Origin of the sequence: Halohasta litchfieldiae (assembly GCF_002788215.1) — an archaeon.
GTDB lineage: Archaea > Halobacteriota > Halobacteria > Halobacteriales > Haloferacaceae > Halohasta > Halohasta litchfieldiae.
Window position 1 is genome coordinate 2,054,772 of record NZ_CP024845.1, and the last position, 14,270, is coordinate 2,069,041.

The window sequence follows — 14,270 nt, forward strand, 5'->3', positions numbered from 1 at the left end:
CTAGAAGTCGACGACCTCCCGTATACCATCGGCGATTCGATGCTCGTTGGGGAGGTAGTAGTCCTCCAACGAGTAGAGCGGGTACGGCACATCGAACCCGGCGATTCGTTTGACTGGCGCTTCCTGATACAGCAGTGCCTCCTCTTGGATGAGGGCAGTGATCTCTCCGGCCAGCCCGCCGGTTTTCGGTGCCTCGTGGACCACGACGGCTCGCCCGCACTTTTTGAACGCCTCGACGATCCCCTCGCGGTCGAGGGGTGAGACGGTTCGGAGGTCGACCACCTCACAGTCGATCCCCTCTTCAGCCAGCGAATCGGCGGCGGCCATCGTTGGACGAGTCATCGCACCGTAGGTAAACACCGCCACGTCCGATCCCTCGCGGCGGGTGGCGGCCTCACCAATCGGGATCTCGTAGTCGCCTTCGGGGACGTCACCGCGGAACGCCCGGTAGATCAGTTTTGGCTCTAAGAACACCACCGGGTCAGGGTCACGGATCGCCGAAATCAGCAGTCCCTTCGTGTCGGCTGGGGTCGACGGCATTACGACTTTTAAGCCCGGCTCGTGGGCGAAAAACGCCTCCTTGGATTCGGAGTGGTGTTCGGGTGCCCGAATCCCGCCGCCGTAGGGCGCACGAATCACCATCGGACAGGTGAGCCGCCCTCGCGTTCGACTCCGGAGCCGAGCGACGTGGCTGATGATCTGGTCGAAGCCCGGATAAATGAACCCCGAAAACTGGATTTCGGGCACTGGTTTGAGGCCGTAGGCGGCCATTCCAACGGCAGTGCCGATGATTCCGGACTCTGCGAGGGGGGTGTCGACCACCCGGTCGTCGCCGAACTCCTCGAAGAGTCCCTGCGTGGCGCGGAAGACGCCGCCGTTTTTGCCGATGTCCTCGCCGAGCAGGATCACGTCGTCGTCGCGGGCCATCTCGGTATATAAGCCGTCCCGCACGGCTTGGACGAGCGTGAGGCTCTGGGTCTCACCGCTGGTATCGTCGATATCGGTGGCTTCGGTACTCATTGGAGAAACACCTCGTCGCCGTACTGCTCGCGGAGCGCTTCGAGGGCGGCGTACTGCTGTTCGAGTTCCGGCGGCGGCCTCGCGTAGGCCTGATCGAACAGCTCCTCTGGACCGGGACGGGCGGTCGACTCGGCGGCCTCGATGGCCTCCGTAACCCGCGAGCGAACGGCCTCGTTGATTTCTGTGACCGTCTCGTCGTCGAGCAGTCCGCGGTCCCGACAGAAGGACTCAAGCCGGGCAATGGGATCTTTTGCCCGCCAGTCGTCGACCTCCGCGTCGTCCCGGTAGACGCTGGGATCGTCGGCGGTGGTATGGGCACCGAACCGGTACTGGACGGCCTCGATCAGGGTTGGTCGAAGTTCGTCGGCGTCCGGATTTTTCGCCTTCTCGACGGCCTGCTTGGTGACGCTGTACACCGCCAGTGGGTCCATCCCGTCGACCTCCACCCCCTCGAACCCGTAGGCGGTTGCCTTCTGAGCCAGCGTTTCGCTCGCCGTCTGTCGCTCTCGCGGCACCGAAATCGCCCACTGGTTGTTATTGCAAAAGAAGACGGTGGGGGTGTCGAAGACGCCCGCGAAGTTCAGCGCCTCGTGGAAATCGCCCTCGCTGGTCGCCCCGTCGCCGAAGTAGGCGACGAACGCCTCGTCGCTGTGGCCCGTGAGTCGAGAGGCCCAGGCCATCCCTACGGCGTGGAGGATCTGGGTTGCAATCGGCACCGCAATTGGGAAGATGTTGAGATCTTCCGGCGTGTCCATCCCGTTTGCGTTGCCCATCCAGTAAAGGATGGTCCGTTCGAGTGGCATGCCACGCACCGTCGACGCCGCGTGTTCCCGATAGCTTGGGAAGATCCAATCCGGGTCGTCGAGGGCGTAGGCACTCCCGACTTGGGCGGCCTCCTGACCTGACATCGGCGGATAGGTTCCCATCCGGCCCTGCCGCTGGAGGCTGACCGCCCGCCCGTCGAGATGCCGTGCCAACACCATATCCGCATAGATGTCGACGATTCGCTCGTCGCTGATCTCGGGGAGGTCGCCGACGACGCTACCCGATTCGTCGAGTATCTGGACGCGCTCGCCCGGCTCTCGCTGGAGCGTGCTCACGGCGAATTCCTCCTGTTCATACCCTAAACATTCGTTCGCTCGCGTAATAGAGGTTTCGACGGGTGTTTATATCATCGCAGAAAGTACTGTGTTAGACTAATATTCGTCCAGCTATTTCCGCATATGTGTTTTATATTCTATTTAAATAGATGGTTGAAAAACAAACGGTGTGTTCTATGATTAATGGGTGTGGTGCATGGTAACAATACACTTTGATAGCGGACAAACGGTCGGTTTTGTCGCGTGGGAAGCACGTGTGGTCGACCGGGTAGGGGTACTATCGTTCGAAGACTTTCTCGCGCTCGTAGGCGGAATTGTTGGAGTCCGAGACGAACGTTGTGTAGGCCCAGTAGACGCCGTACAAAACCGCCGCAATGACGAGCAATCTCACTGCCATCACGAGTGCCCATGCTACCGCGCTAAGGAGGATACTAATGAGGGTCCACAGAACCGAAATGAGGATGAATCCAAGGAGTACGACCCGGCACCCTTGAGGAGCGTTTTTGAGTCGACCATACGACAGTATTTCTCCCATCGCTCAAAGACGTTGTGGGACGAGGGATCTCCGATTCGGATTCGGTCTCTGAGCTTTTCTGTGATTGCTCACTGCGGCTGTTGGCCCCGGTCGTCCGGCGTTGGTGTGAGTTCCCCGTGACGTACGGCATTCTGGAGCCCGAGTTCCGCGATATTCCCGCCGTGTTCAGCAGTTCGTCTCACTCTGTGTAACACTGGTCGCAGTTGGGAGCCGTCGGTGGTCGACCCGCGGGGCGTATATCTCTCGATCTGCTCGCAGAGTTCGTCACGAGCAAGCAGCGTCTCGTGGGCCGTCTCAGCACCTGCATCGCCGACGATGACCGCAACCGCGTCGTCGACCAACGTGCGTGCAGCCTGTCCAAACGACCTGATCTCATCGAGGGCTGGGTCGGGGACCGAGTCGTCGACCGCCGGGATCGTCGTGGCGATCCCCTCGGCATGGTCGGCGACACGCTCCAACTCGCGTGTCGTCTCCCAGAGTTCGAACAGCGCGGGCCGGCTGTAGCCAAGGGCGTCGACTTCATCGAGTCGGGCAAGCGCTCGCGCGAACGACCGGTCGATCATCGCATACAGCCGGTCGACCTGATCATCGCGTGTCGCAACGTATGCCGCGTTCGAGCCTGTAGTCAGCGATTCGATGGCGGTTTCGTGCATCGACAGCGCGATGAATTTGAGTTGGCGGACCGACTGGCTGACCGAGACTTCGTCCCTGTTCAACAGTACTTGGACGGTGATTTCGGTCTCTGAGGCTTCGACGACCGAGACGCCGGTTAGCTTCTTCGCAACCGCGTCGACGATCCGTCGCTGGTCGGCACTGAACTCGGTGGCTGCAACGAGTCTGAGTTCCTTTATCCCGACCGCGTAGGCCGCCCGGAGCGTCTGTTCGAGTCGAGCCGTCTCCTCGTGGGCAACCCGAACGGTCGACTGAACGGGGCCGTTCGAGTCGGTCTCCTGTGTTTGGATCGCCAGGATTCCGTCGCGATGCTGGTGGACGTTGACGGTTTCTCCCGGTGTGACGCCCTCTGACTCGCTCCAGGATTTCGGTAGCGAGACGGTGTAGGTACCGCCGCCGACCGACTGAATTTTGCGCGTCTCCATGGACTGGTCTCGGCTGTCGGTCATGGCTTGCTCTCCACAGCCGTCATCGTTTGCTCCAACGTGTCGACACGATGCTCACCCGAACTTGCCGGTGATGTAGTCCTCGACGCGCTGGCTTTTCGGGTTCTCGAAGACCTGATTGGTCTCGCCATACTCCGCGAGTCGGCCACCGGTAAGGAAGACGGCAGTCTGATCGGAGATCCGGGCGGCCTGCTGCATGTTGTGGGTCACGATGACGACCGTGTACTCCTCGGCGAGTTCCTCGATGAGGTCCTCGATTTTGGCGGTCGCAATCGGGTCGAGTGCCGAGGCTGGTTCGTCCATCAGAATGACCTCGGGGTCGACCGCGAGACAGCGGGCGATACAGAGTCGCTGCTGTTGGCCGCCCGACAGCCCCAGGGCGTTGTCGTCGAGGCGGTCGTTGACCTCCTCCCAGATCGCCGCCTGCTTCAGCGACCGTTCGACGATTTCGGCTTCCTGCTCGCTGTCGTCGCGGCCGGTGAGCTTCGCCAACAGGTCGGTCTGGACCCGCCCATGTTTGCGTGGGCCGTAGGCGATGTTGTCGCGAATCGATTTCGGGAACGGGTTGGGAGCCTGAAACACCATGCCGACCCGCTTGCGGAGTTCGACGAGATCGAGTCCGTCCTGATAGATGTCTTGGCCTTCGAAGGTGACAGTTCCGTCGACACTCGCGGCCCGAATTCGGTCGTTCATTCGGTTGAGACACCGGAGGAACGTCGACTTGCCGCAGCCGGAGGGACCGATCAGCGCGGTCACGCTCTTTTCTGGAATCTTGATCGAAATATCGTCGAGTGCCTGGTCGTCGCCGTAGTGGACGTCCAGTCCGTCGACGGCCATCTTCGGCTCGCCCCCGAAGGCGTACTCAGTCCACGCCTCCGGCGTCTCCTCGCTCCGTTTGCCGGTTTGTGAGTGGTCGGTAGTCGGTTCGACTGTCGTGTCGGTTGTCTCGTCGGTGCCGAGTGATGTTGTTTCAGTCATGCGTTGAGCCTCCGTCGGAAGTAGATCCGCGAGGCGATGCCGAGCGCGTAGAACGACAGTACGACGACCAGCAGGATGAACGCGGTCGCCCAGCCGAACTCGGCGGCGTTTTCGGCCGAAACGCCTGCGGTAATAGTCGCATACAGTTGGTAGGGCAGCGCTGGCGCGCTTTCGAGCAGCGCGTCGTTGGCGACAAACGGCGGGACGCTCGTAAACTCGAACGAGCCCAAGACGTTGGGCGCGTCGTCACGGAGCCCGCCGGCCATCACCAGCAGAATCGGTGCAGTCTCTCCGGCGATCCGACCGACACCGAGAATGACGCCGGTGAGAATCCCCGGCATCGCGGCGGGAAGCACGACGCTTCGAATCGTCTCCCACCGACTCACGCCGAGGGCCGCACTCGCATCGCGGTACTCGTCGGGCACGGCCTTGATCGCCTCTCGGGAAGTGATCAGACACAGCGGCATCAGCATGAACCCGAGGACTAACATTCCTGAGATCAGTGAGGTGGTGCCGCCGAGCCGCGGGATAAGGAAGGCGTAGCCGAAGAGACCATACACGACGCTGGGCGTACTCCACAGCCCGTTTGTCGCGATTTCGACCGCGCCGACGAATCGGCCCTGTTCGGCGTACTCGGTGAGGAAGATCGCCGCCGCGACCGCAACCGGAACGCCGGTGATCACCGCACCGATGACGAGCCAGATCGTCCCCATGATCGCCGGGAAGACGCCGTTGACGACCTCCGGCCGGAAGCTGTAGCCGTTGGTGACAAAGGGCCACTCAAAGGGAACAAGTGAGAATCCCTGAAAAGCCGGTCCAATTCCTTTCGAGGTGATAAACAGCAGCAGGGCGACCAACACCGCAATGATGCTGACCGCATTGATTCCAACGAGGAGATACGCAGCGGTCTGTCGACCCTTGCTGCCGTACCCTTCGTAGGCTTTGGCTCCGGCCCACATCGTGACCAGCGTCGACACGCTGAGAACCAACGGGATCGCCATCGAGCCGGTGAGTGTCGCCGAGAACCCCTCCGGCTGCCACGCGAACTCCGGGGTGAGAATCCCACCCAACACGAGGGCAGCGACGCCGATGGCCGCGACTCCCGGTGGGAGCGTCGACCCGATATCTTCGGGTGCGAGGGCAACGCCTGTGAACGTCACACCACCGGTGAGGATGGCGATGGGGAGCCAGCCGAGCGTGTCGAAGCTGAGGAGTTGGGATGCGACGAAGCCGGCGATGGCGAACCCACCGATGCCGAACAGAGCTGCGGTGACGAGCCCCGGTGTCTGATCCGGATTCGTACTAAACAGCCCGACCCGTGAGCCGACACCGAGCGTGAGGGTGCCGATACCCATCAGCAGCAGGCCGACCGCGAGGAACTCATAGAGACCGATGCCGAGAATCGTCGTCTCCTCAGTGATGACGCGGGCGAGGCTCACCAGCGAGAACGTGAACGTCACCAGCCCTAGCCCGACGACCGCCGAAGCGAGTCGCTCGGCGGTAGAGGTGTCGTCGACGATCAGCTCTGTGTCCGTTGTATAGCTCATTGGCTGCCTCCGAGTTTGCTGTCCATCCGAAGCTCGATGCGTCTGGCCGCAATGCTGAGGATAAGGACGGTCACGAACAGCACGACGCCCGCAGTGAACAGCGCGTTCATATGCAGGCCGTTGGCGTTGCCGTACTGGCTGGCGATCAGGCTGGTGAGCGTCTCGGTGTTGTCGAAGACGTCCTGCAGCGGATCGGGCAGCACCTGACTGTGGCCGAGGATCACCGTCGCGGCCATCGTCTCGCCGACTGCGCGGCCGATTCCGAGCAGCACTGCCGCCGAGACACCCGACAGCGCCGCCGGCAGCGTAATTGACTTCATCGTCTGCCACTCGGTGAGTCCCATCGCCACCGCACCGTCGCGCATGCTGTCGGGGACGCTGGTGAGCGCGTCGTCGGCAACCGAGACGACCGTCGGCAGTGCCATCAGGCCGATCACGAGGCCGACCAGAAACAGGCTGCCGAGGTTGGCCATCTCCAAGTTCTCGTAGAGGAACGTGTTCAGTACGACGAAGCCGAGGTAGCCGTAGACGATGGAGGGGATGCCAGCGAGGATTTCGACGCCGGGTTTGACCGTCTCACGGACCAGCGGCGGGGCGATCTCGGCGAGAAACAGCGCGGCGGCGATTCCCAGCGGCGCGGCGATAGCCGTCGCGATCAGTGTCGTCACGAACGTCCCCCAGATCATTGGGATCAGCGAGTAGGTGTGTTGGCTCGTGCTCCAGAAGCTGTCGACGCTCGGGATGAGCGTCACGCCGACGACTTCGACTGGCTCGGTGAAGCCGAACAGCCGGACGCCCATCCGCTGGAGGACGGGCAGGGCTTCGATGAACACGTAGACGGTGATCAGTCCGAGGATGAGGATCGTTGAGACGGTCGCGAGGAACGTCAGCGCGCGGGCGGTCTCGGCTTGGTGGGCATACCAGCCGTAGCCGGTAACGGCCAGAAAGCCGGCCAGTGGGACCACCGCGAGCGTCGAGTTCAGGACGAACAGGACGAACGTGGCGACCAGACAGCCACCGCCACCGGCGGCCAGCGACCCGATCTCGCGGTCGACAGCGAGCAGTCGTTGCAACTGCCGTCCGGGAGCGAACAGTGATTGCTCAGTCATGTATTGAATCCATTATGAATACCTTCGGGAAACCGCAGGCAGCAGCAACGCTCAGTTCGACGGCTCTGGGAGTTTGTCGATCTCTTCTTGGCGTCGCTCGTCGACCAGCGGCAGGTAGTTGGCGGTTTCGACGAACATCTGCTGGCCGTAGTCGCTCAGCAGCATCCGGATGAACGCCGCCTCCTTGTCCGAAGTGCCGTCCCACGTGTAGGTGTGAAGCGCACGCGACAGCGGATAGTCGAGCGTCCCGAAGTCGTCGGGGTACTCGAAGAGCGTGCCGTCAATTTCGAGGTTGAGGGCGGGCGTCGAGTCGTCGACGAACGCCAGGGCGATGTAGGCAATCGCGTTGTCGGCGTTGTCGATATCGGTTTTGACCTGCTGGTTCTGGCCACGACGGCTGTCGACGCCGCTCATCGAGGCATCAGGGTCGCCCAGCACGTTGGCGCGGAAGGAGGTATCAGTTCCGGAGCCTTCGGCGCGGCCGATGGCCTGAATCTCCCGGTCGGGACCGCCGAGCTCCGACCAGTTGGTGACTCGGCCTTGGTAGATATCCTGGATATCCATGAGCGTCAGTTCGGTGACACCGGCTTCATAGATCTCTTGGCTGACGATGACAGGCTGGGCGTCAATCGCAACGACGTGGTCGGTAAACGATGAGAGTTCCTCCTCGCTGCGGTCGGGGAACTCCGCGCTGACCGGGGCGCTGGCGTCGCCGATGTCGACCTGCCCGTTTTCGAGCTTTTCGAGGCCGACACCGGTGTGGTTGAGGCCGATTGAGGTAAAGAACGGCGGGGTGCCCTCCTCGCCGCTGGGTTCGAAGCCGTAGAGACCCGCCCAGTAGTCGGCCATGTTCTGGTCGGTGTCGATCCCATACTGGCTTGGACCCCAGTACTCCTCGTCGGAGGCTGGGGCGTTGCCGTTCCAGAGCGATCCGGCCCGACTCGTAATCGGGTAGACCGTCGAGGAGCCGTCGGCGGTCAGCGGCTCGCTGTCGCCGCCTTCGCTGCCGTCTGCGGTGTTGGAGCCCTCCCCACCCGCACAGCCCGCGAGGCCGGCGATCCCTGCAGCACCCGAGGCGACCATGAATTTGCGGCGCGTTACGATCTCGGACAGACGCTCTCCGTCACTCGTCATCGACTGTATCTGCTGCAGACTTTATTAAATCGATTTATAATAGAAATATAGTGCGGTGCATAGACTCCGTTCCGCTATTACCGCTTTTATACGGTTATTGTGAACTATATGCCACTCAATAGAATCCGGAGTGGGAGGTTCGCTTCAGCCGGTGTCGCGGATATACAGCCCTAAATCCGTCACCTGCATTGTGCTGATATGTTTCCAGCACGGCGGGTTCGATCCCGTTTGCGGGACGGTCGTCCAGTACCCCACCGGTTCGGGCGCTGCCGCCGGGTGGTCATCGGTGGGTGAGACCGTTCGCCGGGCGGTCGACCGCTGCCGCCGATTAATCGCCGCTCAGTCGCCGGTCATCCTCGCGGTGATCGCCAGCACCTTCTTTATCGGTTTCGGCGGTGGGGTGGTGTTCCCGATCCTGCCGAACCTCGGTGCGCTCCTCGGCATCTCGCCGTTCGTGGTCGGGGTAATCCTGAGCGCCAACCGGTTTTCCCGACTGGTCGCCAACGCCCCCGCTGGGAGTCTGGTCGACCGGATCGGGACGCGAACGCCGTTCGTTGTCGGAATGGGTATCCAGAGCGTCGGCACCGTTGGCTACCTCGTCGCTTTGGTCGCGCCGCTGCCCGCGGCGTGGTTCCTCGTCGCCCGAATCGGCTGGGGAATCGGCAGCGCGCTCGTCTTTGCGACTGCCTACACCATCGCTGCCGACCTCAGCGACAGCGGCTCCCGCGGGGCAAACATGGGACTCGTTCGGGGTGGGGTCCTCTTTGGCTTTCCGACCGGCGTGGTCCTCGGCGGTGTCGTCAGCGAACTCGCCGGGACGATGGCCGCCTTCGGGCTGGCGACCGCGTTTGCCTTCGGCGCGACCCTGCTGTCGTATTTCATTATCCCCGAGACCCACGTCGACTCGGTCGAGGGGTCGTCTGTTTCGCCGTGGGATATCCACACCGCGCTCCCGACGCTCACGGTGGGCGTGACGAACTTCGTCGTGCTGTTCGTCTACATCGGCGCGCTGTTCGCCACACTCGTGCTCTTCCTGCCAGCCATCGACGTCTTCGTGTTCGGCCTCGGCGCGCAGGGCTCGTCGGGCATCTTCATGGCGATCACCGTGCTGTCGGCGGGGCTGTTCATGTTTACCGGCGGCTACGTCAGTGATCGTCGAGGGTCACGGGTGCCGATTCTCCTTGGCTTTCTGGTGACGACTGCTGTCGGCTTCCTGCTGTTGGCGCTCGCGGAGTCGACGCTCTCCTTGGCAGTCGCCTGCCTCGCCATCGGGGCCGGACAGGGCGGGACGAGCGGGCCACTGATGGCACTGCTGGCGGATCTAACGCCAACCGATCAGATGGGTCGGGCCGTGGGGACGAACAACGTCTTCGGGGATGTCGGTGGTGGACTGGGACCGGTCGTGACGCTACCGCTGGTCGATACGGTCGGATTCGTTCCGATCTACCTCGTCTGTGCCGCACTCCCGCTGGTCGCGGCGGTCGTGCTGGTCGGTGGTATCTACCGAGAAACGGGCCAGTTCGTTCCTGCTGTGGGCTCCTAATTGAAGTTTCATTACTTGTCGATTTTAAACTCATCAGGCTATTTTGATATGAACGACTGTAGACAAACGTAGTGCAGCCGAATATGATTTGATTGTTCAAACAGCCCCGTTTTGAGGCGATAAGGGGAGACAGAAGAAGTCTAACCATCCTGAAAAGATTTATTATTGACGGAATACATACATATGGGTGTGGAAAGACAAAAAAGAGACATATTATCTGTTACAGAAAACTGGAAATATAGTCTCCCTGGCGGTGTCTTAGCAGCAATCTTTGTTGCACTGAGCTACGGAGACTCCAAACCGAGTCTGTCTCTCGGAGCAGTATTCTTCATCGGAATCGTCGTGGGATTCCTCTCGAAACGGCAGTACGGCTCCGGTAAGGGAACGGGAGCCTTGACAGGGCTTATTGGATCGGTGCCAGTCGTTTGGATACTCGGGCAGATGCTCACTGCCACTTCCGGACTATCCGGCCCTGCGTGGTTTACCGCTGCCGGCACGATCATGACCGTATTCATTGCCTTCTGCATCGGTGTCTTCGGATTTGCACTCTCCGCCCTCATTGGCGAGGCTGGTGCCCGAATCGGGGACGCAATCACAGAGTCAAATCCCCATCCCCAACGCCGGCAGAACAATAGAAGTTAGTGGCTCTGACAAATCGCCATGCGGCTCTTGATTTTACTGTGTCACCGCTCGGACCGTCCGTTTCAATGACCAACTCGGCTCGGTGGACAAAGATGCTTGGCGCGAGCAGGCTCCCGATGAACCCACCCGAGTTGCAGTATCTATTCCGCGGCCGCTGCGGTCGCTCTGGCCTCGTCGACGCTCTGGCCGTCACGCAACAGTGCGTCCACAAACAGCTCACCCGCCTTGTACGACGACCGAACCATCGGGCCCGAGGCACAGTAGAGAAATCCTAACTCGTCTTCAGCCACTGTCTGCCACGTATCAAATGCGTCAGGGTGCACATACTCAAACACGTCGAGATGGGATCGCGAGGGTTGGAGGTACTGGCCGAGAGTGACGATGTCGACGTTCACGTTGCGGAGATCCGACAGCGTCTGATAGATCTCGTGGTCGTACTCGCCGACGCCGAGCATGAGACTCGTTTTGGTATAAATATCGGACTCACGGTCGACCTGCCGAAGCACGTCCAAACTCTGGTCGTAGTTCGCCCGGCGGTCACGCACGGGCCACTGGAGGCGGTCGACGGTCTCGATGTTGTGAGCGATCACATCCGGCTCAGCGTGGATGATCTTGCGAACCAAATCGGGTTCGCCCTGAAAATCCGGAATCAGCACTTCGACCAGAATCGAGGGGTCCCGATCTTTGATCTCGCGGATAGTTTGGGCGAAGTGACCGGCCCCCTGATCCGGCAGGTCGTCGCGGTCGACGGAGGTAAGAACGACATAATCAAGGCCGATTTCGGCGACGGCCTCGGCGACGTTGGTCGGTTCGTCGGGGTCGAGCGGTTCCATGCCGCCGGTTTCGACGTCACAAAAGTTACAGCCGCGCGAACAGCGGTCGCCCATCAACATGAACGTCGCTGTGCCGGGGCCATCCCGTCCCGACCAACAGTCACCGAGATTCGGGCAGTTGGCCTCTTCGCAGACCGTGTGGAGGTTTCGGTCCCGCAGCGTCGACTTGATGTCGGCGAACCGCTGGCCCGACGGCGGTCGCATCTTGAGCCAGTCGGGCTTTCGTCGACTGCGTGCCATAGTTCTGTTTCTGTCCCCGTCAGCAAAAGCGTGCGGATCAGTCGTTCAGTTCTGGAAGGAAACGCCTTTGATTCCGCGTCCCCCCTCACAGACCAATGAGGCCCACTGCCGGTGAGTCGACGTGAAGGTCGCCGATGCAGTCCCCGATTTCGCCAAGGCGTTCGGTTTCGAGGAGTTCAACCGCATGCAGCGGGAGGCCCTCCCGGCTATCCTCGATGGCTCCGACAACGTCGTCGCCAGCGCGCCGACCGCCTCCGGCAAAACCGCCCTCGCCGAACTCGCTATCTGCCGCACCTTGCGGGATGGCGGCACCGCACTGTTCATCGCGCCCATGCGCGCGCTCACGAACGAAAAAGAAGACGAGTGGGACCGGTTCGAAGAGTTGGGTTACTCGGTGTACGTCGTCACCGGCGAGCGGGATCTCAACCCCCGCCGCGCCGAACGCGCCGATATTCTGGTGATGACGCCCGAAAAAACCGATTCGGCGACCCGAAAACACGATTCGCCGCGCTACTCCTTCATTACGGGCGTCGACTGCGTCATCGTCGACGAGGTCCACCTGCTGGATTCGGATGGTCGTGGCGGCGTCCTCGAAGCCACCGTCTCACGACTCCGTCGACTCTGTGACCCCCGCATCGTCGCGCTGTCTGCGACGATGCCGAACATCGACGACGTGGCTGGCTGGCTCGATGCGCCGCCGGACTCTACCTTCGAGTTCGGTGACGACTACCGACCGGTCGACCTCCACTCCGACGTTCGGACCTACAGCCACGGCGACAACGCCTTCGCCGACAAATACCGTCGCCTCTACGCTGCTCTCGACATTGCCGAGCCACACATCCGCGAGGACGGTCAGGCGCTTGTCTTCGTCTCCTCCCGACAGGATGCCATGCGCGCGGCGGCCAAAGCCCGCGACGAAATCGCCGAACGCGACATCCCAATGGGTGCCCGCGGCGACTACGATTTCCACAATGATGCCACAGAACTAAGCAACGACAATCTCCGCAAGGGTGTCCCCGATGGGGTTGCGTTCCACCACGCTGGGCTCGCCAAAGATGACCGCAACCGGGTCGAACAGTGGTTCAAAGAGGGCAAGATCCAACTGCTGTTTTCGACCTCCACGCTCGCGTGGGGTGTCAACCTTCCCGCTCGCTGTGTCGTTATTCGGGACACGAAATACCACGATCCACTGGAGGGCGAGGTCGACATCAGCCCGCTGGACATCCTCCAGATGCTCGGCCGGGCCGGGCGGCCGGGATATGACGACGTGGGCTACGGCTGGGTCGTCTGTGACCACGCTGACGCCGACAAGTACCGTCGACTGCTCCGCGAGGGCAAGGATATCGAGTCCCGACTGGCCGAGGATCTCGATTCGCATCTCAACGCCGAGATCGCGATGGGGACGATCAAAGATCTCGACGACGTGATGGGGTGGCTCGAAACCACCTTTTATTATCAGCGGGCCCAGTCGAAGCCAGCCGAGTACGGACTGGATGGGCTCCGTGAGCGCGTTCGGTCGACGCTTCAGACGCTCGTCGACCGCGGCTTCGTTGAGACCGACGACGAGCTGGGTGTCGAGGCGACCGGCCTTGGCACGTTGACCTCGAAATACTATCTCCGACTCGGAACCGCTGCCCGGTTTGCGGCGCTTGCCGACCGGGAGCGACTCACCGTCGACAGCGTGCTCGAAGCCGTCGCCAGCGCCGACGAGTTCGACAGCGTCTCGGCCCGACAGGCCGAAACCGACGCTATCGACCAAGTGCTTCGGGGGACCGACACGAATCTCGAAGACGGTCACCGGAAGGTGTTTGCCATCCTCACTGCGGCGATGGACGGCAAGACACCCTCGGAACTGCGGAGCGATGCATGGGTCATTCGGCAGAACGCACTTCGACTGTTGGCGGCACTCCATGAGTTCGCCGACCGCTTCGCTGGTCCGCGGGCTGCGAATCTGATCTGCCGGATTGAGGCCCGCGTCGAACACGGCGTCTCCCGGGAGGCGGTCGCGCTCACCGCTATCGACGGCGTCGGCGCGACCCGTGCCGAAACGCTCGCGCAGGGTGAATTGACCACTCCCGGCAAGATCATCGAGGCCGGTGTCGACGAACTCACTCGCGCGGGAATCACCGCCGGGGTCGCCGAGCGCATCGTTGAGGCTGCTGGCAATCTTCCACAGATCACCGTCGACTGGGGCGAGTTCCCCGACTCAATCGCCCGCGGCGAAAACGAGATGTGTGAGGTGACGATTCGCACGACTGCTGGAAGTGCGACTGCCGGAATCAGGGTCACGGTCAACGGTGTCGAAATGAACCAAAAACGGTGTTATCTAGCGGATTCGACAGCGGTCCCGGTTGGTGTCTTCGGAGCCGCCGAGGATCTCGAATTCATTGTTGAGGTGACGTTCCCCGATCTCCCACTGCCACCAGTCCGGGCAAGTCGGTCAGTAGTGGTCGACTAACAGGCGTATCCGT

The 14,270-nt window shown here is 61.7% G+C and carries 11 protein-coding genes and 1 pseudogene; 3 read left to right on the plus strand and 9 right to left on the minus strand.

The features are described 5' to 3' along the window. The 8 genes from HALTADL_RS10455 to HALTADL_RS10490 all read right to left on the minus strand — a co-directional run bounded on the left by HALTADL_RS10455 (window position 1) and on the right by HALTADL_RS10490 (window position 8,541). Window positions 1-1,020, minus strand: coding sequence for an alpha-ketoacid dehydrogenase subunit beta (locus HALTADL_RS10455; protein ID WP_089671950.1), 1,020 nt, complete (start codon window positions 1,018-1,020; stop codon window positions 1-3). Then, the gene (gene pdhA / locus HALTADL_RS10460; RefSeq protein WP_089671952.1) at window positions 1,017-2,120 is read right to left on the minus strand and encodes a pyruvate dehydrogenase (acetyl-transferring) E1 component subunit alpha; all 1,104 of its coding nucleotides are present in this window, start codon (window positions 2,118-2,120) and stop codon (window positions 1,017-1,019) included. Before pdhA ends, HALTADL_RS10455 begins: the two co-directional genes overlap by 4 nt. Before the next feature lie 277 nt (window positions 2,121-2,397). After that, on the minus strand, window positions 2,398-2,655 hold the full coding sequence (locus HALTADL_RS10465) for a hypothetical protein (RefSeq protein ID WP_089671954.1): 258 nt from the start codon (window positions 2,653-2,655) through the stop codon (window positions 2,398-2,400). 68 nt (window positions 2,656-2,723) lie between these two features. Then, the gene (locus HALTADL_RS10470) at window positions 2,724-3,752 is read right to left on the minus strand and encodes a phosphate signaling complex PhoU family protein (protein WP_162551713.1); all 1,029 of its coding nucleotides are present in this window, start codon (window positions 3,750-3,752) and stop codon (window positions 2,724-2,726) included. A gap of 75 nt (window positions 3,753-3,827) precedes the next feature. Continuing rightward, window positions 3,828-4,751, minus strand: a complete 924-nt coding sequence (gene pstB, locus HALTADL_RS10475; protein ID WP_089671958.1) for a phosphate ABC transporter ATP-binding protein PstB — start codon at window positions 4,749-4,751, stop codon at window positions 3,828-3,830. After that, entirely contained in the window at window positions 4,748-6,298 is a 1,551-nt protein-coding gene (gene pstA, locus HALTADL_RS10480; protein WP_089671961.1) for a phosphate ABC transporter permease PstA, read from the minus strand. Before pstA ends, pstB begins: the two co-directional genes overlap by 4 nt. Further along, window positions 6,295-7,407: a phosphate ABC transporter permease subunit PstC gene (pstC, locus tag HALTADL_RS10485; protein ID WP_089671963.1), complete on the minus strand. Its 1,113-nt coding sequence runs from the start codon at window positions 7,405-7,407 to the stop codon at window positions 6,295-6,297. The genes pstA and pstC overlap by 4 nt, the downstream gene beginning before the upstream one ends. Before the next feature lie 51 nt (window positions 7,408-7,458). Beyond that, a complete protein-coding gene (locus HALTADL_RS10490; RefSeq protein ID WP_089671965.1) occupies window positions 7,459-8,541 on the minus strand; it encodes a PstS family phosphate ABC transporter substrate-binding protein in 1,083 nt (360 codons plus the stop codon). 331 nt (window positions 8,542-8,872) lie between these two features. Between HALTADL_RS10490 and HALTADL_RS10495 the strand changes: the two genes are divergently transcribed. Together HALTADL_RS10495 and HALTADL_RS10500 are read left to right on the plus strand one after the other, a co-directional pair. Continuing rightward, window positions 8,873-10,084, plus strand: coding sequence for an MFS transporter (locus tag HALTADL_RS10495; protein ID WP_218143659.1), 1,212 nt, complete (start codon window positions 8,873-8,875; stop codon window positions 10,082-10,084). Between the two features lie 189 nt (window positions 10,085-10,273). Then, entirely contained in the window at window positions 10,274-10,726 is a 453-nt protein-coding gene (locus HALTADL_RS10500; RefSeq protein ID WP_245708399.1) for a DUF5518 domain-containing protein, read from the plus strand. Window positions 10,727-10,866: 140 nt separating this feature from the next. Here the strand turns inward: HALTADL_RS10500 and lipA are convergent. After that, window positions 10,867-11,805: pseudogene (gene lipA / locus HALTADL_RS10505) on the minus strand (lipoyl synthase); the annotation flags it as partial. 115 nt (window positions 11,806-11,920) lie between these two features. On the opposite strand from lipA, the gene HALTADL_RS10510 reads away from it, so the two are divergent. Further along, window positions 11,921-14,257, plus strand: a complete 2,337-nt coding sequence (locus HALTADL_RS10510; protein ID WP_089671972.1) for a DEAD/DEAH box helicase — start codon at window positions 11,921-11,923, stop codon at window positions 14,255-14,257. The last annotated feature ends 13 nt before the right edge of the window (window positions 14,258-14,270 follow it).

Coding starts and splice junctions, on each gene's coding strand:
- HALTADL_RS10455 (WP_089671950.1), bottom strand. CDS start 1,020: ATGAGTACCGAAGCCACCGATATCGACGATACCAGCGGTGAGACCCAG.
- HALTADL_RS10490 (WP_089671965.1), bottom strand. CDS start 8,541: ATGACGAGTGACGGAGAGCGTCTGTCCGAGATCGTAACGCGCCGCAAA.
- pstC (WP_089671963.1), bottom strand. CDS start 7,407: ATGACTGAGCAATCACTGTTCGCTCCCGGACGGCAGTTGCAACGACTG.
- pstA (WP_089671961.1), bottom strand. CDS start 6,298: ATGAGCTATACAACGGACACAGAGCTGATCGTCGACGACACCTCTACC.
- HALTADL_RS10470 (WP_162551713.1), bottom strand. CDS start 3,752: ATGGAGACGCGCAAAATTCAGTCGGTCGGCGGCGGTACCTACACCGTC.
- pstB (WP_089671958.1), bottom strand. CDS start 4,751: ATGACTGAAACAACATCACTCGGCACCGACGAGACAACCGACACGACA.
- HALTADL_RS10465 (WP_089671954.1), bottom strand. CDS start 2,655: ATGGGAGAAATACTGTCGTATGGTCGACTCAAAAACGCTCCTCAAGGG.